The 22,608-nt window shown below is 61.5% G+C and carries 19 protein-coding genes; 13 read left to right on the plus strand and 6 right to left on the minus strand.

Annotation, left to right across the window (positions count from 1 at the left end; genetic code table 11):
* The first annotated feature begins 204 nt into the window (after positions 1-204).
* Entirely contained in the window at positions 205-1,161 is a 957-nt protein-coding gene (locus IB266_RS19470) for a MerR family transcriptional regulator (protein WP_192262140.1), read from the plus strand.
* Here IB266_RS19470 and IB266_RS19475 read toward each other — a convergent pair.
* Both IB266_RS19475 and IB266_RS19480 read right to left on the minus strand, forming a co-directional pair.
* Positions 1,158-1,763, minus strand: coding sequence for a hypothetical protein (locus IB266_RS19475; protein ID WP_072409419.1), 606 nt, complete (start codon positions 1,761-1,763; stop codon positions 1,158-1,160). The genes IB266_RS19470 and IB266_RS19475 overlap by 4 nt on opposite strands.
* Positions 1,764-1,817: 54 nt before the next feature.
* A complete protein-coding gene (locus IB266_RS19480; RefSeq protein WP_192262141.1) occupies positions 1,818-2,291 on the minus strand; it encodes a PAS domain-containing protein in 474 nt (157 codons plus the stop codon).
* A 155-nt stretch (positions 2,292-2,446) separates the two neighbouring features.
* Between IB266_RS19480 and IB266_RS19485 the strand changes: the two genes are divergently transcribed.
* From IB266_RS19485 to IB266_RS19520, 8 genes are all read left to right on the plus strand, one after another.
* Positions 2,447-2,902, plus strand: coding sequence for a flavodoxin (locus IB266_RS19485; protein WP_072409423.1), 456 nt, complete (start codon positions 2,447-2,449; stop codon positions 2,900-2,902).
* Between the two features lie 140 nt (positions 2,903-3,042).
* Positions 3,043-3,825, plus strand: a complete 783-nt coding sequence (locus tag IB266_RS19490; RefSeq protein WP_192262142.1) for a class II aldolase/adducin family protein — start codon at positions 3,043-3,045, stop codon at positions 3,823-3,825.
* The gene (locus IB266_RS19495) at positions 3,825-4,727 is read left to right on the plus strand and encodes an alpha/beta fold hydrolase (protein ID WP_192262143.1); all 903 of its coding nucleotides are present in this window, start codon (positions 3,825-3,827) and stop codon (positions 4,725-4,727) included. The genes IB266_RS19490 and IB266_RS19495 overlap by 1 nt, the downstream gene beginning before the upstream one ends.
* 348 nt (positions 4,728-5,075) lie before the next feature.
* Positions 5,076-5,987: an SDR family oxidoreductase gene (locus IB266_RS19500; RefSeq protein WP_060740699.1), complete on the plus strand. Its 912-nt coding sequence runs from the start codon at positions 5,076-5,078 to the stop codon at positions 5,985-5,987.
* Between the two features lie 636 nt (positions 5,988-6,623).
* Positions 6,624-8,417: a DUF1302 domain-containing protein gene (locus tag IB266_RS19505; RefSeq protein ID WP_192262144.1), complete on the plus strand. Its 1,794-nt coding sequence runs from the start codon at positions 6,624-6,626 to the stop codon at positions 8,415-8,417.
* A gap of 22 nt (positions 8,418-8,439) precedes the next feature.
* Positions 8,440-9,807: a DUF1329 domain-containing protein gene (locus IB266_RS19510; protein ID WP_192262145.1), complete on the plus strand. Its 1,368-nt coding sequence runs from the start codon at positions 8,440-8,442 to the stop codon at positions 9,805-9,807.
* A 299-nt stretch (positions 9,808-10,106) separates the two neighbouring features.
* Positions 10,107-12,656, plus strand: a complete 2,550-nt coding sequence (locus IB266_RS19515; RefSeq protein ID WP_192262146.1) for a helix-turn-helix transcriptional regulator — start codon at positions 10,107-10,109, stop codon at positions 12,654-12,656.
* A 199-nt stretch (positions 12,657-12,855) separates the two neighbouring features.
* Positions 12,856-13,557 (plus strand): hypothetical protein, encoded by a 702-nt coding sequence (locus IB266_RS19520; protein ID WP_192262147.1) that lies wholly within the window; start codon positions 12,856-12,858, stop codon positions 13,555-13,557.
* Here IB266_RS19520 and IB266_RS19525 read toward each other — a convergent pair.
* Complete coding sequence (locus IB266_RS19525) at positions 13,522-14,343, minus strand: IclR family transcriptional regulator (protein WP_192262148.1); 822 nt, start codon at positions 14,341-14,343, stop codon at positions 13,522-13,524. The two genes, IB266_RS19520 and IB266_RS19525, sit on opposite strands and share 36 nt — an antisense overlap.
* A 152-nt stretch (positions 14,344-14,495) precedes the next feature.
* Between IB266_RS19525 and hmgA the strand changes: the two genes are divergently transcribed.
* The 3 genes from hmgA to maiA are packed head-to-tail and all read left to right on the plus strand — an operon-like array spanning position 14,496 to position 17,753.
* Positions 14,496-15,800: a homogentisate 1,2-dioxygenase gene (gene hmgA / locus IB266_RS19530; protein WP_192262149.1), complete on the plus strand. Its 1,305-nt coding sequence runs from the start codon at positions 14,496-14,498 to the stop codon at positions 15,798-15,800.
* 2 nt (positions 15,801-15,802) lie between these two features.
* Positions 15,803-17,107: a fumarylacetoacetase gene (fahA, locus tag IB266_RS19535; protein ID WP_192262150.1), complete on the plus strand. Its 1,305-nt coding sequence runs from the start codon at positions 15,803-15,805 to the stop codon at positions 17,105-17,107.
* A gap of 10 nt (positions 17,108-17,117) precedes the next feature.
* Positions 17,118-17,753, plus strand: coding sequence for a maleylacetoacetate isomerase (maiA, locus tag IB266_RS19540; RefSeq protein WP_192262151.1), 636 nt, complete (start codon positions 17,118-17,120; stop codon positions 17,751-17,753).
* 161 nt (positions 17,754-17,914) lie between these two features.
* Here maiA and IB266_RS19545 read toward each other — a convergent pair whose 3' ends face one another.
* Positions 17,915-18,718 (minus strand): SirB1 family protein, encoded by an 804-nt coding sequence (locus IB266_RS19545; RefSeq protein ID WP_060740710.1) that lies wholly within the window; start codon positions 18,716-18,718, stop codon positions 17,915-17,917.
* Positions 18,719-18,905: 187 nt separating this feature from the next.
* Between IB266_RS19545 and IB266_RS19550 the strand changes: the two genes are divergently transcribed.
* The gene (locus IB266_RS19550) at positions 18,906-19,925 is read left to right on the plus strand and encodes a Glu/Leu/Phe/Val dehydrogenase family protein (RefSeq protein WP_060740711.1); all 1,020 of its coding nucleotides are present in this window, start codon (positions 18,906-18,908) and stop codon (positions 19,923-19,925) included.
* A gap of 138 nt (positions 19,926-20,063) precedes the next feature.
* Here IB266_RS19550 and glyA read toward each other — a convergent pair whose 3' ends face one another.
* The gene (glyA, locus tag IB266_RS19555) at positions 20,064-21,302 is read right to left on the minus strand and encodes a serine hydroxymethyltransferase (protein ID WP_192262152.1); all 1,239 of its coding nucleotides are present in this window, start codon (positions 21,300-21,302) and stop codon (positions 20,064-20,066) included.
* A 12-nt stretch (positions 21,303-21,314) separates the two neighbouring features.
* On the minus strand, positions 21,315-22,568 hold the full coding sequence (gene thrC / locus IB266_RS19560) for a threonine synthase (RefSeq protein WP_192262153.1): 1,254 nt from the start codon (positions 22,566-22,568) through the stop codon (positions 21,315-21,317).
* Positions 22,569-22,608: the final 40 nt, after the last annotated feature.

The raw sequence follows: 22,608 nt of genomic DNA on the forward strand, positions 1-22,608 counted from the left end.
ACAGGCGCAGCGCTCCGGATAGGAGGTTTGCGGGGGACGCCCCGGGGTGGTGGGTAGCGTCTGGTCGCCAAAAGACAGGCAAGGATTATTCCCGATTGCACGGAAAACAACAAAGCCGCACACCTGAATACGTTTGCCCTTGTCATGACGTGTCTTGGAGGAGGAAGATAGGATCCAATTTTCCAGCCGGAATTGTCTGCCAAAATGAGCGTAATCACAGAGGATAGCTTTGTTTTCCAGGCATCAGCCTTGAAAAGGGAAGACCTGTTCCCCATTCGCGAAGTCGCGCGGATGACCGGCGTGAATCCAGTGACCCTACGCGCGTGGGAGCGGCGCTACGGTTTGATCCAGCCTACCCGCACCGAAAGTGGGCATCGCCTGTACTCGTTGAGCGATATCGAAAAGGTTCGCAGCATCCTGGCGTGGATCGAGCGCGGCGTGGCAGTCAGCAAAGTGGGCAAGATCCTGGCCAAGACCGAGGCGGTGCAACCGGTTTCCACGCTGCTTTCATCCGACCTGGTCAAGGCTGATCACGCCCGCTGGCAACAACAGGTGGCGGACGCGGTTGGCAACTTTGACGATGTGGAACTGGATCGCGTCTACGGCCAGGTCTTTTCCACCTACACCGTGCCGGTCGTATTCCAGGACATCCTGATGCCGCTTTGGCGACAAATGCTGTATCGCCAGCCAGAGTTCGGGCAAATCAGTGAATGGGTGTTTTTCGACGGGTTCCTGCGTTCGCGCATCATCCAACGGCTGTTGTTCAAGCGCGAAGGTCATTCGCCGCGGGTCCTGGTCTGTGCCCTGGCCGGCCAGTGCCGTGAGCTGGAGTTGCTGGTTACGGCGCTGTTCCTGTCCAGCGCGGACGTGGGCGTCAGGGCGCTGTCGATCGGCCTGCCATTCAACGAACTGACCTTGGTGTGCCAGAAGATCCAGCCGCTGGCCTTGGTGCTGGTTTCCAATCATGCGCCGGTCCCTGACTTGTCCAAGCGCCTGGGCAAATTGGCGATGAGCCTGGATTGTCCGTTGATGCTGGCCGGTGAAGCATCCGACCTGGCGCAGGAAAGCCTGACTGGCTCGTCGATCGGTTGCCTGGGTAACGAAGGAACAGTGATGCGCCAGCGCCTGCGTCAATTTCTGGCAGGCAACCTCGACACCTAGAGATGCATGGAGGGATGGGTCAGGCGATGTTGCTGCAGGATGTACTGGCGCAGGCGCTCGGTCTCGTCCTGGTCATTCTGGTTCAGGTGATAGGCCAGCAAACCTCGATCGGTTTCCCGTTCGAAGCCGCCACGCAACGAAATTCTTTCGTAGCCTGAGGGGCTGAACCACAAGGCAAACTGCTTCGGTGGCTTGGTCCGGCTGCGGTTTTCCAGCAATACACCCTTGCAGGACACTTCGTGGACCCAGAGTGGTCCCGGCTGGCCCTTGATGTTTTCCAGCGCCACCGGCTCGTCGAGCGTCAGGCGCCACGGGCGTATCTTCGGGCCGTCTTCATAGATGCTCGGCACACCCAGGCGCAGGTGCATCGCATGGAATTCGTCTTCCACCAGGTGCAATGGAAACGTCATTTGCTGGTTTTCGAAATTGGCTTGCAGGGTGACCTGTTCATTCGCCGCCAGGCGCGTCAACAAGTCACGGATCTGCGACCCACCGTTGACCAGCAAGCTCGACGTGACATCCCGCTCGTTCAACTGCGGGTTATGTTGCATCGTCCGGATGAAATCCAGTTCATCCTGCGTCAGGAGGGCATCGCGCTGCATGGTCGGCTCGAAATGATAATTTACGTTTTCACTGGTGATTGTAGTGACTGACCATTAATTCGTGGTTTTGTTTGCACCGTTCGTCGCTTCAAGCCGGGCAATCGTTTCCCGGGCTTCGGCCAGCTCCTTTTCCAGCTGGGCGACGCGTTGTTGAGCCTTGACCTGGGTCGTGACGTCTTTTTGCACACCGACGAAATAGGTAAACCCGTCAGCCTGGTTCTTTACCGTGGACAATGACAGCTCATTCCAGAACGGCGTGCCGTCCTTGCGGTAGTTGCGCAGCACCTCTCGGCAGGCACCGCCCTCTCGCAAGACCTTGCGAATCGGCTCCAGGGACGGTTGGTCCCGATCACCCGACTGCAGGAACCGGCAATCCTGGTAAAGGATTTCGTCGCGGTGATAGCCGGTCAAGCGTTCGAAGGCCGGGTTCACATAGATCAGGATATTGTCTTCGCCTTCTTTTTCAGCGATGACAACCCCGTCGTTGGAAGCATTGATGACCAATTGCATCAATTGAGCGTTGATCATTGGAAAGAGCCCTTTTGAACATCCGTGTTGAATCAGCATTTTAGAAGAAATCGAAAGGCTGTCTACTGGCCATTACTGCCGTTGAGAGCCATTCGCAGCCTTGTGGGTGCAACTGTTACTATCCCGGCTCTTTTTTCAGGATCAGGATCAGATTGATGAAAGTCGCCATTCTTTCCGGCTCAGTGTATGGCACCGCCGAAGAAGTCGCCCGGCACGCCGCCAAACTGCTTCGCGACGCGGGCTTCGACGCCTGGCACGACCCTCGTGCGACCCTGGCGGATGTCCAGGCATTTGCACCAGAAGCCTTGCTGGCGGTGACTTCTACGACCGGCATGGGCGAGCTGCCAGACAGTCTGATGCCGTTGTATTCGACCATCCGAGACCAATTGCCAGGGTTCTTTCGCGGCTTGCCCGGCGCGGTGATTGGCCTGGGCGATGCCAGTTACGGGGATACCTTCTGCGCCGGCGGCGAGCAGATGTGCGAACTGTTCGCCGAACTGGGCGTTCGCGAACTGCTGCCGATGCTGCGTCTGGATGCCAGCGAAAGCGTCACACCGGAAACTGACGCCGAGCCGTGGCTGGCTGAGTTGATCGACACGTTGCGGCCTTGAAGCGGATGCGCTGACTCGTTTGGCCAGTAAGCTGGCTGCCAATGCAACTACCGCCTCTGAAAGACCTGACTAGACTGACTTTCTTGAGTACGACGTTTTGATGACAAAACTCCTATAACAAGAAACCAGAGGCCATAGCCGTGAGCGTAGCGCCCGTCCAAACGACACTCAGTATCAAGGAACAGGTCAGTGCGGCCGAATGGCAAACCCGGGTGGACCTTGCCGCCTGTTATCGGCTTGTCGCGCTGCATGGCTGGGATGACCTGATCTTCACCCATATTTCCGCGAAGGTCCCCGGCACCGAGGATTTTTTGATCAACCCGTTCGGGTTGATGTTCCATGAAGTCACCGCCTCGAGCCTGGTCAAGGTTGACCAGGCCGGCAACAAGTTGATGGACAGCCCCTACGAGATCAATCCGGCCGGCTACACCATCCACAGCGCGGTGCATGAGGTGCGCCATGATGTGGCTTGTGTGTTGCACACCCACACCGCCGCCGGTGTCGCGGTATCGGCGCAGAAGCAAGGCGTGTTGCCGATCAGCCAGCAAGCACTGTTCGTGCTGTCGAGCCTGGCCTATCACGCTTACGAAGGGGTGGCCTTGAATCACGAAGAGAAGGCGCGCCTGCAGGCTGACCTTGGCGAAAGCAATTTCCTGATGCTGCACAACCATGGCTTGCTGACATGCGGCGGCACCATCGCCGATACCTTCCTGATGATGTTCACCTTTCAACGGGCCTGTGACATCCAGGTCCTGGCCCAGAACGGCGGGGCTGAATTGATTGCCATCGAACCGCAGATTCTGGCCGGCGCCCGGGCGATGATCGCCGGGGTGACCAAAAGTGCCCAAGGCATGGGCGGCGCATTGGCCTGGCCGGCGTTGCTGCGCAAGCTCGATCAACAAGACACCGGGTATAGAAGCTGATGCCCCTGGCCCAGATTCCCCTGCGTATTTGGCGCCAGCGCGGCCAGACTTTCCTGTTCCGTGGCCACGCCATCCGTTATTGGGTGGCGGGCCAGGGCGAGCCGCTGCTGTTGATCCATGGTTTTCCCACCGCCAGTTGGGATTGGCATTACCTGTGGCAACCCTTGGCGCAACGCTACCGGGTGATCGCGTGTGACATGCTCGGTTTCGGTGATTCCGCCAAACCGATGGATCACGTCTACAGCCTGCTGGAGCAAGCCGATCTGCAGCAGGCCTTGCTGGCGCACCTGAATGTGAAGGGTGCGGTGCATGTACTGGCCCACGATTACGGTGACAGCGTGGCCCAGGAACTGCTCGCTCGGCATTACGAAGCACGCATCCACCTTGACAGTTGTGTCTTTCTCAATGGCGGCCTGTTCCCCGAAACCCACCGCCCGGTATGGGCCCAGAAACTCTTGTTGAGCCCCCTGGGCTGGCTGTTGGGGCGGATGTTCTCCCGGGAAAGCCTGGCCAGCAGCTTTCGGCAGATTTTCGGCCCCAGGACCGGCCCTACCGAAAGCGAGCTGGATGACTTCTGGAGCCTGGTGGAGGCTCATCACGGTCCGCGGATCATGCACAAACTCATCGGCTATATTCCCGAACGTCGTGTGCAGCGTGATCGCTGGGTGCTGGCGATGCAGCGCGGCGAAGTGCCGTTGCGGGTGATCGATGGCGCGGTCGATCCGATTTCCGGTGAACACATGGTGGCGCGCTACGAGGCCCTGATCCCGAGCCCGGACACGGTGTTGCTGCCCGACATCGGTCATTACCCGCACACCGAAGCACCGGTGCAGGTGCTCAAGCATTACCTGGCGTTTCGCGAAACCATCGCCGCGCCGCACAGACAAATGGCCTGTACCTGACGACTTGGCATTGAGGAGCGAACCTGTGTGGGAGCGGGCTTGCTCGCGAAGGCGCCAGCACGGCCAACATCCATTCTGACTGGAAGACCGCTTTCGCGAGCAAGCCCGCTCCCACAGTTTTCGGGCGTTTACAAGATTGCGTTCCACTGCAAATCCTTGTGGGAGCGAGCTTGCTCGCGATAGCGGCCCTCCTGCCAGCAGGAAAGTCGAATGCGCCGCCGTGGCTTGGGCCTGCATCATCCCCCCGCCTTATCGGCCACCATTCACTGGCAATCGTGTTGATTGTGACCGGCCGACAGGTACCGGACACTCGTGGTCATTGTCCTATCCGCCTGCTGGAGTTCTGCCATGAGTGAGTCTGTGCGCTTCGAAGATAAAGTCGTGATCGTCACGGGAGCCGGCGGTGGCCTGGGACGCGCCCATGCGTTGCTGTTCGCCAGGCAAGGCGCGAAAGTGCTGGTCAACGATCTTGGCGGCTCGGCGCAAGGGGAAGGGGCCAATGCCTCGGCAGCGGATCGGGTGGTCGCCGAAATCCGCGAGGCAGGCGGCATCGCCGAGGCCAACCACGACTCGGTCACCGATGGCGACAAGCTGGTACAAAACGCGCTCGATGCGTTCGGTCGCGTCGACGTGGTGGTCAACAATGCCGGGATCCTGCGGGACAAGACGTTCCACAAAATGGACGACGCCGATTGGGACCTGGTCTACCGCGTCCACGTCGAGGGTGCCTACAAGGTGACCCGGGCCGCATGGCCGCACCTGCGTGAGCAAAACTACGGGCGGGTGATCTTCACCGCGTCCACCTCGGGCATCTACGGCAACTTCGGCCAATCCAACTACGGCATGGCCAAGCTCGGCCTTTATGGCCTGACCCGCACCCTGGCCATCGAAGGCCGCAAGAACAACATCCTGGTCAATGCCATCGCCCCCACTGGCGGCACCCGCATGACCGAAGGCCTGATCCCGCCGCAGGTGTTCGAACAACTCAAGCCCGAACTCGTCAGCCCGCTGGTGGTGTACCTGGCCAGTGAGACCTGCCAGGAAACCTCCGGCTTGTTCGAAGTGGGCGGCGGCTGGATGGGCAAGGTGCGCTGGGAGCGCAGCCTGGGTGCGGGCTTCGACCCGCGCAAAGGCTTTTCGCCCGAAGACGTCGCCGCCCATTGGCAGCAGATCTGTGACTTCGAGGATGCGGTACACCCGAACGACAACCTGGAAGCCTTGAAAGAAATGATGGCGAATCTGCAACGCCACGCTATCTAAATCTCGCCGCCGGGCCGGTTGCCGCCAAGCGCGGCAAGCGTGCTCATGGACAATACTGGTTCACCCGGGCCGCCAGGCTCGCGGTGGTCTCGATAGGGCCCTATCCCACACGGCTCAACATCCAGGCAAAGCGCGCGCCGAGGATTTCCTACAGCAACGTAGGAAACAAGAAGTTCTAACTCGAAAATACCCGCACATAAAAAAGGCCGCTGCAAAAAGCAGCGGCCTAAGCGTGACGTTGCAAAGGAGCTACAAACCAACGTCGATGAACACGGGATGATGGACCGATGCGCCAATCCATCCGAATGACGGTGCGCCAGGCTGGAGGGAGGCCATGGCGACTTGCGCTTGCAGGCCCGTTGCCCTGCAAGCCCGGCCAGCATAGGGATCGAGGCCGACGGGAAACAGCCCGGATCCGGACATGCACCGTTGCAGGGCGCGTAACAGTCGCAGGCGGGGCAGGAATATGCGTGGCGCTGATGGCCCATCATCCAGTCCGTCCATGGGGCGCGCAAACGCCCGTCTCGCAGGGGCTGTAATCCTTTTGAGGTACAGCGCGAATACCTCCTTGGTGCGCTTATCGCCCATGGCGTGCGGCAGTAGGGTGAAGCCTCTGTCACTCACCGGGGAAGACGCATGACAACAATAACAATGCGCGCCATCTTCAAACCGCAGGCGCTGGCCGTCGCGGTGGCCTTGGGTTGCTGTGCCCAGGCGCAGGCCGTTTCATTCAACATTGGCGAGATCGAGGGTCAGTTCGATTCGTCGCTGTCCGTGGGCGCGAGCTGGGGCATGCGCGATGCCGACAAAGACCTGGTCGGCACGGTCAACGGCGGACGGGGCCAATCCTCCACCGGTGATGACGGACGGCTGAATTTCAAGAAAGGCGAGACCTTTTCCAAAATCTTCAAGGGCCTGCACGACCTCGAGCTCAAGTACGGCGATACCGGCGTGTTCGTGCGCGGCAAGTACTGGTATGACTTCGAGCTCAAGGATGAGGGCCGCGAGTTCAAGGACATCAGCGACAGCAATCGCAAGGAAGGCGCCAAGTCCTCGGGGGCACAGATTCTCGATGCCTTCGTCTATCACAACTATTCCATCGCCGATTTGCCAGGCACCGTGCGCGCCGGCAAGCAGGTGGTCAGTTGGGGGGAAAGCACCTTCATCGGCAACTCCATCAACAGCATCAACCCGGTGGACGTGTCCGCGTTCCGTCGCCCCGGTGCGGAGATCAAGGAAGGCCTGATCCCGGTGAACATGCTGTTCGCCTCCCAGGGTCTGACCGACAAGCTCACCATCGAAGGTTTCTACCAGTTGGAGTGGGATCAGACCGTGGTGGACAACTGCGGCACGTTCTTCGGCAACGACGTGGTGGCCGATGGTTGCACCAGTGGCTACACCGTGGGCAGTCCGGCGATTGCGCCGTTCGTGCCCTTGACCCAGGCATTCGGCCAGGAGATCCAGGTGTCCAGGGAAGGGGTGATCATTCCCCGTGGCGGCGACCGCGACGCTCGCGACTCCGGCCAGTGGGGCACGGCGTTGCGCTGGCTCGGCGATGACACCGAGTATGGCCTGTACTTCATGAATTACCACAGCCGTACGCCTACCGTCGGGACCACCACGGCGGGGCTGTCGACGCTGGCGGCGTTGCCGGGAATGGTCGCGATCGCCAACGGCCTGGCCCCGGGCAGCGGTGCGGGTCTGGCGCAAAGCGTGATGCTGGGCCGTGGTGGGTACTACCTTGAATACCCGGAAGACATCCGCCTGTACGGCGCCAGTTTCTCCACGACGTTGCCCACCGGCACCGCCTGGACCGGGGAAGTCAGCTACCGTCCCAACGCGCCGGTGCAGGTCAATACCAACGACCTGACCCTGGCCCTGGTCAACCCGATTGCCGGTGGCGCGGCATCGCCCATCGCGACCGCACCGGGAGCCGACAACACCGGTTACCGGCGCAAGGAAGTGACCCAGGTCCAGAGCACCCTGACGCACTTCTTCGATCAGGTGCTGGGGGCTGATCGCCTGACCCTGGTCGGTGAGGCTGCGGTGGTGCATGTCGGTGGCCTGGAGTCCAAGGACAAGCTGCGTTATGGCCGTGACTCGGTCTATGGCCAATACGGCTTCCAGGGCGACACCGATGGTTTCGTCTCCTCGACGTCCTGGGGCTACCGCGCCCGGGCGATTCTCGATTACTCCAACGTGATCGGCGGAGTGAACTTCAAGCCCAATGTGTCCTGGTCCCACGACGTGGCCGGCTATGGCCCCAACGGTCTGTTCAACGAAGGCGCCAAGGCCATCAGCGTTGGTGTCGATGCCGATTACCGCAACACCTACACCGCCAGCTTGAGCTACACCGACTTTTTTGGCGGCGATTACAACGTTCTCGAAGACCGCGATTTCCTCGCGCTGAGCTTCGGCGTGAACTTCTGATCTGGCTGACAAGGAAAACCCAATGCGCAAGATGATCCTGCAATGCGGTGCCCTGGCCTTGAGCCTGCTGGCGGCGAACGTGATGGCGGCGGTTTCGCCGGAGGAGGCGAATAAACTGGGCACCAGCCTCACGCCGTTGGGCGCGGAAAAAGCCGGTAATGCCGATGGCTCGATCCCGGCCTGGACCGGTGGTATTGCGAAAAACGCCGGGGCCGTGGACAGCAAGGGCTTTTTGGCCGACCCGTTCGCCAATGAAAAACCGCTGTTCACCATCACCGCCGCGACCGTGGACAAATACAAGGACAAACTCTCCGAAGGGCAGGTGGCGATGTTCAAGCGCTACCCGGAGACCTACAAGATCCCGGTCTACCCGACCCATCGAAGCGTCGCGTTGCCGCCGGAAATCTACGAGTCGGCCAAGCGCAGCGCCCTCAACGTGGCGTCCATCAACGACGGTAATGGCTTGTCCAACTTCACCGGCAACCGTTACTACGCCTTCCCGATCCCCAAGAACGGCGTGGAAGTCATATGGAACCACATCACCCGTTATCACGGCGGCAACCTGCGACGCATCATTACCCAGGCCACGCCACAGACCAATGGCAGCTTCACGCCGATCCGCTTCGAAGAAGAAATCGCCGTGCCGTTCCTGATCAAGGATGCCGACCCGGAAAAGGCCAGCAACGTGCTGACCTATTTCAAGCAGGAGGTCACCGCCCCGGCACGCCTGGCCGGTAACGTGCTGCTGGTGCATGAAACCCTCGACCAAGTGAAGGAACCTCGCCTGGCCTGGATCTACAACGCCGGCCAGCGCCGTGTGCGTCGTGCCCCGCAAGTGGCCTACGATGGCCCGGGCACCGCCGCCGACGGGTTGCGCACCTCCGACAACTTCGACCTGTTTTCCGGCGCGCCGGACCGCTACGACTGGAAGCTGATCGGCAAGAAGGAAATGTACATCCCGTACAACAGCTACAAGCTCGATTCGCCCAGCCTCAAGTACGATGACGTGATCAAGGCCGGTCATATCAACCAGGACCTGACCCGCTATGAACTGCACCGGGTCTGGGAAGTGGTCGGGACGGTCAAGCCCAGCGAGCGGCACATCTACGCCAAACGCCACATGTACTTCGACGAAGACAGCTGGCAGGCCGCGCTGGTGGACCACTACGACGGCCGCGGCCAACTGTGGCGGGTAGCCGAAGGTCATGCCCAGTTCTACTACGACCATCAGAACCCGGGCTACACCCTGGAGGCGCTCTACGACATCATCGCCGGCCGCTACATCGCGCTGGGGATGAAGAACGAAGAGAAACACAGCTACGAGTACGGCTTCGAAGCCCGGGCAGCCGACTACACGCCGGCGGCGCTGCGCTCGACCGGGGTTCGGTAAGGTCCGACTGTTGGAAAGAGAACGGTGGCGAGGGGATTTATCTGTGGGAGCAAGGCTTGCCCGCGATGGCCGCACCGCAGTCTGAAAGCTGAACCGCGTTATCGTTCATCGCGGGCAAGCCTTGCTCCCACGGTGAATCCTTTCCCCACAAGGTTGTGCCTGACTTGATAATCGTGATCGACCGGCAGCCCCTCTGCCGGTCGTTTTTTTATGGGCGCCAATCAGCGCGCTGAATACTTCTCCAAAGGTCGGCGACACAGGACTAGGGTGGTGAGATAACAATAAACAGGATCACCCACATGACCGCCATGACCCCGTGTCCGGACCGTCCAGGATTGCTGCCTCGCCTGTCCTCGACACATCTGCCACGGCGGTCCCTGAGCGAGCCGCTGCTGGCTTCCGAGGCGCGGGTAAAGCTGCTCTGTGCGCCGGCGGGCAGCGGCAAGAGTGCGTTGTTCGCCGAGTGCTTCCTGCAAGCGCCCAGCGACTGTCGGCTGCATTGGTTGCCTTTGGGGGGCGTGGCGTTAAGCGCGGCGAAAATGTGCGAGCACTTGGCGCAGACCCTCGGGCTGCCGGTGCTGGATGAAGCGGGTTTGTTGGCCCACCTGGCGCGTTTGCAAACACCCACTTGGTTATTCCTGGACGACTATTGCCGGGTGCCGAACCCCGAGCTGGATCAACTGCTCGACCGTTTATTGAACACCAGCAGCCCGGCGTTGCACCTGTGGTTGAATGGCCGCCGCCGCCCCCACTGCAACTGGCCGCGACTGTTGCTCGATGACGAACTGCACGAGTTTGACCCGCAGGCGTTGTTCTTCACCCCTGATGATGTCCAGCCGCTGCTTCGTCATCTGCCCGGCCCCCAGGCTGCCCGCACGGCTCGCGAGGTGATTCAGCGCAATGGTGGCTGGTGTGCCGGGGTGCGCATCACCCTGCTCGAGCGCTGCGAATGGGCGCGCAGTCATGCGACACCGGGGCGGCCGGGGACCTTGCTCGACTACCTGGAGTACGAACTGTTCAGCACGCTGACCCCGGACCTGGCACAGGCTTGGCGCGTGCTGGCGCATCTGCCGCGCTTCAATGCCCGGCTGTGCGAGCACTTGTTCGGCGACACGGTGGGCGCCCAATGCCTGCCGTTGTTGCTGGAGTTGGGGTGTTTCATCGAGCCGTGGGAGCAGACCTCGGATTGGTTGCAAATCTTCCCGGCCCTGGCCCGGTTGGTGCGCGAAGAGCCCTGGTCCCAGGGGCGTTCCTGGCACCGCCGGGCCTGCCAGTGGTTTGCCGCCGAGCAGGACTGGCAAATGGCGTTCGAGCAAGCCATGTTGGCCGAGGAGTTCGAGACCGCGGTCAGTTTCTTGCAGCATTTGAATTTCGAGCACGTCTTGCAGCGCCGTAACGTGGTGTTGTTGCTGAGCTTGCACGATCAACAAGGCGAAGCGTTGACCCTTGATACGCCGCAGTCGGTGGGGCTGGTCACCGCTGCGCTGTTGTTCGCCGGACGCTTCGATGAGGCGTCGACATGCATCGAGCAACTGGCCAGGTTCCTGCCGCAGCCTTCGGCCTGTCGGCAGCGACAGGTGCTGGCCAGGTGGCTGGTCTTGCGCGGCTGGTTGCTGCACCTCTCGGGCGATGGCGAACCGGCGCGCGAACATTTCCTCCAGGCCCAGGCCAGCCTGGACCCCGAGGCCTGGTCCCAACGGGTGCTGTGCCTGGGTGGGCTGACGCAGCAGGCGCTGCTTGCTGGCGAACTGGCCTCGGCGCAATGGATCAACCGCCAGGCGTTATGCCTGGCGCGTGCGCAGGGTTCGCTGGTCTTTGAAGGATTGCTGGAACTGGACCACGCCCAGGTCCTGGAGCAACGCGGCGCGCCGCATCGGGCCGATCATTTGCTGGCCGCCGTCCAGGCACTGCTGGATAAACCGGGCCAGGACTTTTCTGCGTTGTTGGGACGGATTGCCTTGCGGCGCGGGCGCCTGGCGTTGCGCATGGGGTTTGAGGAGCGGGCCGCCGAGCACTTTCAAACGGGCTTGGAAACGGGCCTGCACAGCCAGGACAAACAGGTGCTCTATGGCTTTCTCGGCAAGGCCTGCCTGGCTGCCAACCAGGGCGACTATGGCGAGGCCTTCATGCACCTGCGCGATGCCGAGCGGGTCATGCAGCAGCGGCACATCCCCGACACCGTCTACCGTGGCGTGTTGTTGCAAACCAGCTGCCAGTTCTGGTTGCAACAGGGGCGGGCGGAACTGGCCCATGAAGCCTTGACCCGCGTCTTGCGGCATTTTCGCGGACCCCAGGCCAAGCACGCGCCTCCCGCGACCCTGGAGTTGATTGCGCGACTTGAATACCTGCTGGTGCTGGCCGAAGTCTACTTGCAGCGGGCACAGGCGCCACAGGCGCGCCTGCAGGCCATGATCGCCCAAGCGCAGCACGGTGAAATGCACAGCCTGGAAACCGAACTGCACCTGGTGCTGACGGAGGTCGTCTGGTTGTCCGGCGATCGTGCCCAGGCCCGCTCACTGCTGCAAGAGGGGCTCAAGCGCGTCACGTGCTGGCGGGCCCAGCAAGCGTTGTGCGAACTGGGCTTGCGCCAGCCTGAACTGTTGCGCTGGGGGCAATCGGCAGAACGGACCGAGTCGCCCGTCATCGCCGAGGAGACGTTGCTCAGTCATCGCGAGCTGGAGGTCCTGGAGCTGATTGCCCAAGGGCATTCAAACCAACAGATTGCCGAACAGTTGTTCATCTCGTTGCACACGGTGAAAACCCATGCGCGTCGCATCCACAGCAAGTTGGGTGTGCAACGACGTACCCAGGCGGTGGCAAAAGCCAAGGGCATGGGGGTGATGGGTTAGCGGCAATGATTCGAAGCTTCACGCACGCTTACACTTGCCTTTTTTACAGTCGGGCGCTGGCCTGTGTATAACGGCCTGACTGAAGTTCAACTCTCAAGTTGCCGCTTCAGTTGACCGGATGCCGTGTTATTGCATCAGGCGCATACCCCATAACGGCTCGAACAGGAAGTTCGAGCCCATGACATGACAAGGATGTCTTATGAATACCCCGTTGTTTTCTTCTCACTCCGAAAGACTGCTAGCACTGAAAAATACGCGCGTGGATTTTGCCGTGCAGGTGCTATTGGATCATTACCTGGAGCCATTGGACGTCAACCCATTCGCGGCCTATGTGAACACGTTGATGGACTTCCCCAAACTCGAAACAGGAACTTCTCGAACGTTATTCGAGGAAACGCTGGCCTGGGTTGAAAAGCAAAGTCTGCCAACCTATACGCAAGGAATCAGTAATGTGTTCAGCAGGCGTTATTCCTTTGCTGCCGAAGACCGGCTAAAGACGCTGGACTTGATCGCCTTTGAAAAAATCGTCACAGACATCGTTGCAAGTTTGACGGAAAAACCTGCAATCGATTTATCCCCGCGTCCCCTCAGGCCATTGACCGTCGAGGATGTGCATGGGGCTTTGAAAGTTCATGCGCCCAACATCTATCCGGAGGGCGTGTACGTGACCAGTTTTATTGACCATGGCCTCGGCAGGCGCATGGTGTTGTCTTCCGAAAGGCTGGTTGAGTATCTACTGGGCCATTTCAAGAACGATGTGATTCCCTTCCATTCGAAGGGCAGCCACCAAGGCATTTATACCGTCGGCTTCAGCGGCGAAGAGCGCCATCTCCATCCGCAACTGATCACCCCGCATCTCAATGATCTAGTGATCAGGATTGTCCCGGATTTCCTGGCCTGATCCTGGACCCGCCTCATACCCCATCCGCCAACTCACGGCCCGGGTCGCCGCCAACAGTCGTTGCGCCGCCGGGCCGTTTTCGTCGGCGTGGAACAGCGAGGTCGGGCCGACGACGGTCATCACAGCCTTTACTTCGCCGACCGCATTGAAGACCGGGGCGGACAAGGCGTCCACGCCCGGCATCAGCAAACCGTGCACATGGTGCAGGCCACGGCGGCGAATCCGCTCGCACAGGCTGGCATAGGCGCGATCATCGGCCAGGGCGTGGTGCTCGGTGTCTCGTACTTCCTGCTCGCGCAGGCCGATCGTCTCGCGCGCTGGCAGATAAGCGCTGAACACCAGTCCCGTGGACGAGCTGAGCAGCGGCAATACCGAGCCCAGTTGCGTCACCACGGTCACGGCCCGCACGGCGGGTTCGATACGCACCACGGTCGCGCCATGGTTGCCCCACACCGCCAGGAAGCAGGTTTCGTTCAAGTCATCGCGCAACTCGGCCAGGGGCAGGGCGGCCACTTGCAGCACGTCCATGCCGTTCAACGCGGCCAGGCCCACGCGCAGGGCTTCGCGGCCCAGGCCGTAGTGGTTGGTGGCGGCGTTCTGCTCGGCGAACCCGCTGGCGATCAAGGCCTGCAAGTAGCGATGGACCTTGCTCGCCGGCATCTGCACGTGCTCGGCCAGGCGCGACAGTGACGTGGAGGGGGAGAGTTCGGCCAGGGCCTTGAGAATGTCGGTACCGACTTCGGCCGAGCGGACTTTCTGTTTACCGTTGCTGAGCGGGGTTTCCATGGAGGCGCAGGGTCCAGAGGCGAATGGGCGTCTTTATAGCTTGACGGTCGCTGTCGAGCAAATTACGTTATGCGTAATTGAATTACGATAAAAATAACCCGGTGCGCCTCAACCACTCCATTGAGTGACAGGCCGCAGTCCCAGGAGGCTCCATGAACCTCGATTCCACAACGTCGGACCTGGCTTACCAGTCAGGCTTGGGCAACGAATTTGCCAGCGAAGCCTTGCCCGGCGCCTTGCCCATCGGCCAGAACTCCCCGCAGAAAGCCCCGTACGGTCTCTACGCCGAGTTGTTCTCTGGCACGGCGTTCACCATGGCCCGTAGCGAAGCGCGGCGTACCTGGATGTATCGCATCCGGCCGTCGGCCAATCACCCGGCCTTCACCAGGCTCGAACGGCAATTGGCGGGTGGCCCGCTGGGTGAGGTCACGCCCAATCGCCTGCGCTGGAACCCGCTGGACATTCCCGCCGAACCCACCGATTTCCTCGACGGGCTGGTGTGCATGGCGGCCAATGCCGGCGCGGACAAGCCAGCCGGCGTCAGCCTTTATCACTACCGGGCCAACCGCTCCATGGAGCGGGTGTTTTTCAATGCCGACGGTGAGTGGTTGATCGTGCCGCAACTGGGACGGCTGCGGATCGCCACCGAACTGGGCGTACTGGAAGTGGCGCCGCTGGAAATCGCCGTGCTGCCTCGGGGCCTGAAATTTCGCGTTGAACTGCTCGACCCGCAGGCCCGTGGTTACCTCGCCGAAAACCATGGCGCGCCGCTGCGCCTGCCGGACCTGGGGCCCATCGGCAGCAACGGCCTGGCGAACCCGCGGGACTTCCTGACGCCGGTCGCCCATTACGAGAACCTCGCGCAACCGACCACCCTGGTGCAGAAATTCCTCGGTGAGTTGTGGGGTTGCGAGCTGGATCATTCGCCTCTTGATGTGGTGGCCTGGCACGGCAACAACGTGCCGTACAAATATGACCTGCGCCGTTTCAACACGATTGGCACGGTCAGTTTCGATCACCCGGATCCGTCGATTTTCACCGTGCTGACCTCGCCCACCAGCGTCCACGGCTTGGCCAATCTCGACTTCGTGATTTTCCCGCCCCGCTGGATGGTGGCGGAAAACACCTTCCGTCCGCCGTGGTTCCACCGCAACCTGATGAACGAATTCATGGGCCTGATCCAGGGCGCCTACGATGCCAAGGCTGAAGGTTTCCTGCCAGGCGGTACGTCCTTGCACAGTTGCATGAGCGCCCATGGCCCGGACGGCGAGACCTGCACCAAGGCGATCAACGCTGATCTTCAGCCGGCGAAAATCGACAACACCATGGCCTTCATGTTCGAGACCAGCCAGGTCTTGCGCCCAAGCCGTTTCGCCCTGGACTGTCCGCAACTGCAAACCGACTACGATGCTTGTTGGGCCTCGCTGCCTGTCACGTTCGACCCGACCCGGAGATAACCATGACTCAAAGTTCCCCTGCCCGTAGCTGGGTCTCCAGTGCCAACGGCCACGCCGACTTCCCGTTGCAGAACCTGCCATTGGGTGTCTTCAGCGTCGATGGCGGTGCCTTGCGCTGCGGCGTGGCGATTGGCGAGCGGATTTTCGATCTGCAGGTGGCGCTGCACGCGGGCTTGTTTGATGGCGCGGCGCAACAAGCCGTCGAAGCCATGGCCGGCGGCCAGTTGAATGGGTTTTTCGACCTGGGCCGCAGTGCCCGGGTTGCCCTGCGTGAACGACTGCTGGAACTGTTGCGCGAAGACAGTCCGTTGCGCAGCAAGGTCGAAGCGCTGGAGGCGAAGCTGCTGCTCCTCGCCGCCGACTGCCAGATGCACCTGCCGGCCAGGATCAACGACTACACCGATTTCTACGTGGGTATCGAACACGCGCAGAATGTCGGCAAGCTGTTTCGCCCCGACAATCCATTGCTGCCCAACTACAAATACGTGCCCATCGGTTACCACGGTCGCGCTTCGACCATTCGCCCGTCCGGCACCGACGTGCGCCGTCCCAAGGGCCAGACCCTGCCGGCCGGCCAGACCGAGCCGACCTTCGGCCCGTGTGCGCGGCTGGACTATGAGCTGGAGCTGGGCATCTGGATCGGCAAGGGCAATGCGCTGGGCGAACCGATCCCCATTGGCGATGCCGCCGAGCACATTGGCGGGTTCTGCCTGCTCAACGACTGGTCGGCCCGGGATATCCAGGCCTGGGAATACCAGCCCCTGGGGCCGTTTCTGTCGAAGAGTTTCCTGACCAGCATTTCGCCGTGGGTGGTCACGGCTGAGGCCCTGGAACCGTTCCGCCGCCCGCAGCCGGTGCGTCCGCAAGGCGATCCGCAGCCGCTGCCGTATCTGCTGGACACGCGTGATCAGGCCGGCGGTGCCTTCGACATCGAGCTGGAGGTCCTGTTGCTGACCGAGGCCATGGTCGAGCAGAACCTGCCGGCCCAGCGCCTGACGCTGAGCAACACCCAGTACATGTACTGGACCGTGGCGCAAATGGTCGCGCACCACAGCGTCAACGGCTGCCAGTTGCAGGCCGGTGACCTGTTTGGCTCGGGCACCTTGTCGGGGCCTGAAAACCATCAATTCGGCAGCCTGCTGGAAATCACCGAAGGCGGCAAGAAGCCGATCGAACTGGCGTCTGGCGAAGTGCGCCGATTCCTCGAGGACGGTGACGAAATCATCTTGCGGGCCCGTTGCCGCCGCGAGGGTTTCGCCTCTATCGGTTTTGGCGAGTGCCGGGGCAAGATCCTGCCGGCGCGTTGAGGGAGAGTGCATGGAACTCTATACCTACTACCGCTCCACCTCGTCCTATCGGGTGCGCATTGCGTTGGCGCTCAAGGGCCTGGATTACCAGGCCTTGCCCGTCAACCTGATCGCTGCGCCTGGGGGCGAGCATCGCCAGCCGGCCTACCTGGCGATCAACCCCCAGGGCCGGGTGCCGGCGCTGCGTACCGATGAGGGCGCGTTGCTGGTGCAATCGCCGGCCATCATCGAATACCTGGAGGAGCGTTATCCCCAGGTGCCGCTGCTCAGCGCCGACCTGGCGGTGCGCGCCCACGAGCGTGGTGTCGCCGCGTTGATCGGTTGCGACATTCATCCCCTGCACAACGTCAGCGTGCTCAACCAACTGCGGCAGTGGGGCCACGATGAAGCGCAGGTGACAGAGTGGATCGGGCATTGGATCAGCCAGGGCCTGGCGGCGGTGGAGCAGTTGATTGGCGACGACGGCTACTGCTTCGGCGCGCTGCCGGGGTTGGCGGATGTGTTCTTGATCCCGCAGTTGTACGCGGCCGAGCGGTTCAATGTGTCTTTGCAAGCGTATCCACGAATTCGTCGGGTCGCGGCGTTGGCGGCTGGGCATCCAGCGTTCCAGCAGGCGCATCCGGCGAAGCAGCCGGATACCCCCTGAGGGCTCACACGGGTCTGAAGACCAGGTGATCTTGTGGCGAGGGAGCTTGCTCCCGCTGGGACGCGAAGCGGCCCCAAGCTTTTTGGCGGTTGCTGCGCAACCGAGCGGGAGCAAGCTCCCTCGCCACAGGGCCGTCATCGCTCCTGAACAAAGTCCACCGGTCAATGCACCACCGAATTCGGCGGCAAATGCCCCAGCCGCTCCGTCAGTCGGATTCGCTGGATCGGATCGTCGCTGAGCATCAGGGCATGCTCCAGGTCGAAGCGTTCGGCGTTGGGGCAATCGAGGCGCTGATACAGGCTGGCGCGGGCCAGGTAATCGGCGGCGCTGGCGTTGCCCAGTTCCAGCACCCGTTCGGCGTCGATCAGGGCCGCGATGTAATCGTCGTTCGCCAGATGCAGTTGGCGCAGGTTGCGCGACAGGCGCTGCAGCATCTGCATCGGCTCGGCGTTGACCAGGTGTTCCGCCTTGAGCAGCATGTTCGCGCCGTATTGGCGCTGTAGCAGTTCCCGGCAGTCATTGGGGTACAACCGGCGCCCACCGCACGGATCGAGCAGGTGATCGGCGCCGGGCACCTTCAACAGGAAATGTCCGGGGAAATTGACACCGACCATCGGAATTTCCAGGCCACGGGCCAGCTCCAGGGCAATCAACCCGAGGGCCAGGGGCTGCCCGCGCTTGCGTGCCAGGACTTGGTCCAGCAACGCCGCGCGTGGTCGCAGGGGAGTGAAGTCGTCTTGGGCGAAACCCAGGTCATTGAGCCGTCGCAACAAGGGCTGGCCCAGCTCGCTGACAGGCAGCATCGGCAGGCCATGGCTGACCCGCTGTTGCAGCTCCTTGAAATCCTTCAGCAAGGCCGGGACGTCGACGTCGCGATCATGTTCGGCAGCGATCCACAACGCCGCTTCGAACAGCGCCGGTGGTGAGCGGTGCAGACAGTCAAAAAAGGCTTGGCGCGGTTTCATCGAACTCTCCGGGCTATGCTCCCGTTTTAGCCCTGCCATGGATTTTCGTCCAGTCTCGAGCAGCCGCTGTCACAGGTTATGCCGAAAAAGACTGACCACCCTGGCGACTTATTCCGGCGTGCTCCAGCAATTTTCGACTGCACGCCTATACTGGCGAAACAAACAAAAGTGATTCGGGAGCCTTACGATGTTTGCTCTCATGCAAAGCTCCCGCCTTGAATCGCTGCACCTAAGCGTAGACCCGACGACCGGGTTGAAGGCGGTGATTGCTATTCATTGCAGCCGTCCCGGGCCAGCCCTGGGGGGCTGTCGTTATCTTGCCTATCCCGACGACGAAAGTGCCGTGGCAGACGCCGTGCGCCTGGCCCAAGGCATGAGCTACAAGGCGGCGCTGGCCGGCTTGCCCGTGGGCGGCGGGGTCGCGGTGATCATGCGTCCGGCCCATGTCGAGAGTCGGGCGGCGCTGTTCGAAGCCTTTGGTCGTTGCATCGAGCAATTGGACGGGCGCTACATCACGGCCATCGACAGCGGCACGTCGGTGGCCGACATGGATTGCATCGCCCAGCAGACCCGCCATGTCACCAGCACCACGGCCTCGGGAGACCCCGCGCCGCACGCGGCAATGGGCGTTTTTGCCGGCATTCGTGCCACCGCCATGGCCCGCCTGGGCAGCGATAACCTCGAAAGCCTGCGGGTGGCGATCCAGGGCCTGGGCAATGTCGGTTATGCCCTGGCCGAACAACTGCACGCGGCGGGTGCCGAACTGCTGGTCAGCGACATTGACCCTGGCAAGGTGCAACTGGCCATGGAGCAACTGGGCGCTCATCCGATCGCCAACGACGCGTTGCTCAGCACCCCCTGCGACATCCTCGCCCCCTGCGGCCTGGGTGGGGTGCTCAACAGTCACAGCGTGGCGCAACTGCGCTGCTCGGCCGTTGCCGGCTCGGCCCACAATCAGTTGAGCAGCCTGCAGGTGGCCGACCAGTTGGAGAGGCGCGGGATTCTTTATGCGCCGGACTATGTGATCAACTCCGGCGGGTTGATCTATGTCGCGCTGAAGCATCGCGGCGAAGAACTGTCGACGATCACCGCACATTTGTCGAAGATCGGCGCCCGGCTCACGGAAGTCTTCGCCCACGCCCAGGCGGAGAAGCGCTCACCGGCGCGGGTGGCCGATGAGTTGGCAGAGCGCCTGCTGTACCGCTGAAAATCAAAAGGAAGCAATGGGTAGCAGTGAAGCAGCCTCGCTGTGGGAGCAAGGCTTGCCCGCGATGCAGACGCCGCGATTGTTCAGGCTAACCGAGTCATCGTTCATCGCGAGCAAGCTTTGCTCCCACAGCTACAATTACCTCAGCAGGTACACCGGAAAGCATTCACACAAATGCATCACCCGGCGTCGGGTGTTATCCAGGCGTGCGGCGTTGTCCGGTTGTTCCAGCAGGTCGGCGATCAGGTTCGCCACTTCGGCACATTCCGCTTCACCAAAGCCACGAGTGGTCAGCGCTGGGGTGCCGATGCGAATGCCACTGGTGATCGCCGGTTTTTGCGGATCATTGGGGATCGCGTTTTTGTTCAGGGTGATGTGGGCGCTTTCCAGCAACGCCTCGGCGTCTTTGCCGGTGATGTTCATCGAGCGCAGATCGAGCAGGAACATATGGCAGTCGGTACCGCCGGACACCACCCGCAAACCGCGCCGGGTCAATACGTCGGCCATGACCCGGGCATTGTCGATCACCCGCTGCTGGTAATGTTTGAATCCGTCGCCCAGGGCTTCGTTGAAGGCCACGGCCTTGGCGGCAATGACATGCATCAGCGGGCCGCCCTGGTACACCGGGAAAATTGTCTTGTCGAGCAGGGCGGCGTATTGCGCCTTGGCCAGGATCAAGCCGCCGCGGGGGCCGCGCAGGGTTTTGTGGGTGGTGGAGGTGATGAAGTCGGCGATGCCCACCGGAGAGGGGTACACGCCGGCAGCGATCAACCCGGCGTAGTGCGCCATGTCCACCATCAGGTAAGCGCCGACTTCATCGCAGATCTTGCGAAAGCGCTGGAAGTCGAGGGTCCGCGAATAGGCCGAGGCCCCGGCGATGATCATTTTCGGCCGGTGTTCCCGGGCCAGGGCTTCCATTTCTTCGTAGTCGAGGTTTTCGGTTTCCGTGTCCAGGCCATAGGAAAAGGCCCGGTAGAGCTTGCCGGAAAAATTGACCGAGGCGCCGTGGGTCAGGTGGCCGCCGTGGGCCAGGGACATGCCCAGGATCGTGTCGCCGGGTTCAAGTACCGCCAGGAAAACCGCCTGGTTGGCCTGGGAGCCGGAGTGCGGCTGCACATTGACGTATTCGCAGTTGAACAACTTGCGAGCGCGTTCGATGGCAAGGTTCTCGATTTCATCGACGACCTTGCAGCCGCCGTAGTAACGCTTGCCTGGATAGCCTTCGGCGTACTTGTTGGTGAGCACGGAGCCCTGGGCCTGGAGCACTTCTTCGCTGACGTAGTTTTCCGAAGCGATCAGCTCCAGGTGGGTTTCCTGGCGATTGCGCTCGCGGTCGATCAGGCGGGCAATGGCGGGATCGAAATTTTGCAGGCTCATGGTGTGGATTCCTTAGATAAGCGCTTCGGCCGGTGGCGCAGTCACGTGATGTGGCAACACCCGTGGCTGGCTTTTGGACGAATCGGATAGAAAAATGGAGGTGTCTTTCAAACCGCTGCCGGTGATCAGGATCACGGCGGTTTGCGGTGTGTCGGGGTGCGTTTCTGCGTACTTGAGCAGGCCGGCGAAGGCGCTGGCGGCGCCGGCTTCCGGAAACACACCGGTGCTGGCGGCCAATCGGGAAGCGGCGGCGACAATGCTCGGGTCGCTGACGCAAATGAACTCGCCGCCGCTGGCGGTCACCGCGCGCATGGCCTTGAGACGATCACGCGGCAGCGCCACGTTGATGCTGCTGGCCAGGCTGGTGGGCGGCAGGCGTTCGGTTTGCTGCATCGAGCGGTCGTGGCGCCAGGCGCGGTACATGAAGTTGCTGTGCTCGGCCTGCACGCCGATCAGGCGTGGGATACGTTCGATCCAGCCCAATTGCAGCAAGTCGAAAAAGCCTTTGTAGACCGAGCCCAGGATGCAGCCGTTGCCGACGGGCACGAACACCAGGTCCGGCACCTGCCAGTTGAGTTGTTCGCACATTTCGAAGGCGACGGTCTTCTTGCCTTCGCTCATGTACGAGTTGATCCCGGTGGTGCGGTTGTACCAGCCATGTTTTTCGCAAGCGTTGAGGCATTGTTCGAAGGCTTCGTCGTATTGCCCGTCGACCAGCACGATCTCGGCGCCGTAGCCTTGCATCTGCGCGAGCTTTTCGCGGGGCGCGCTCTTGGGCAGGTAAATGACGTTGTGCAAGCCCAGGCTGGCGCTCATTCCGGCCAATGCCGAAGCGGCATTGCCGGTGCTGGCCACCGCCACGGTGCGTGCACCGGACTGCATGGCGTGGGCCACGGCCAGGGCGCTGGCGCGATCCTTCAATGACCCGGTCGGTTGCCGCGATTCGTCTTTTACGAAGACTTTGATCCGGGCACCTTTGCCGAGCAGTTCCGGGCGCGAGTACAGCGGCGTATTGCCCACCAGTAACGGTGGAATGAACTGCGTCGAGCTCAACGGCATCAAGCGGTCATAGCGCCACATGCCACGGGCGTGGTCATGGGCCAGGCTGTCCCGGGACCATTCGCGCTTGAGCGTCGGGTAATCGTAAAGCGCGTCCAGGGCACCATCGATGTTGCAATGAGGGCAGTAGTAGCTGACCTCATGGGGCTGGTAGCTTCGATCGCAAACCAGGCACTGCAATACATACTCTCTGTACGAATTTTTCATGGTCACCCTCTGAAAATACGCTGTGCTGGTGCTTTCCTTG

This window comes from Pseudomonas sp. Pdm06, assembly GCF_014851795.1.
Classification (GTDB): Bacteria; Pseudomonadota; Gammaproteobacteria; order Pseudomonadales; family Pseudomonadaceae; genus Aquipseudomonas; species Aquipseudomonas fluorescens_AA.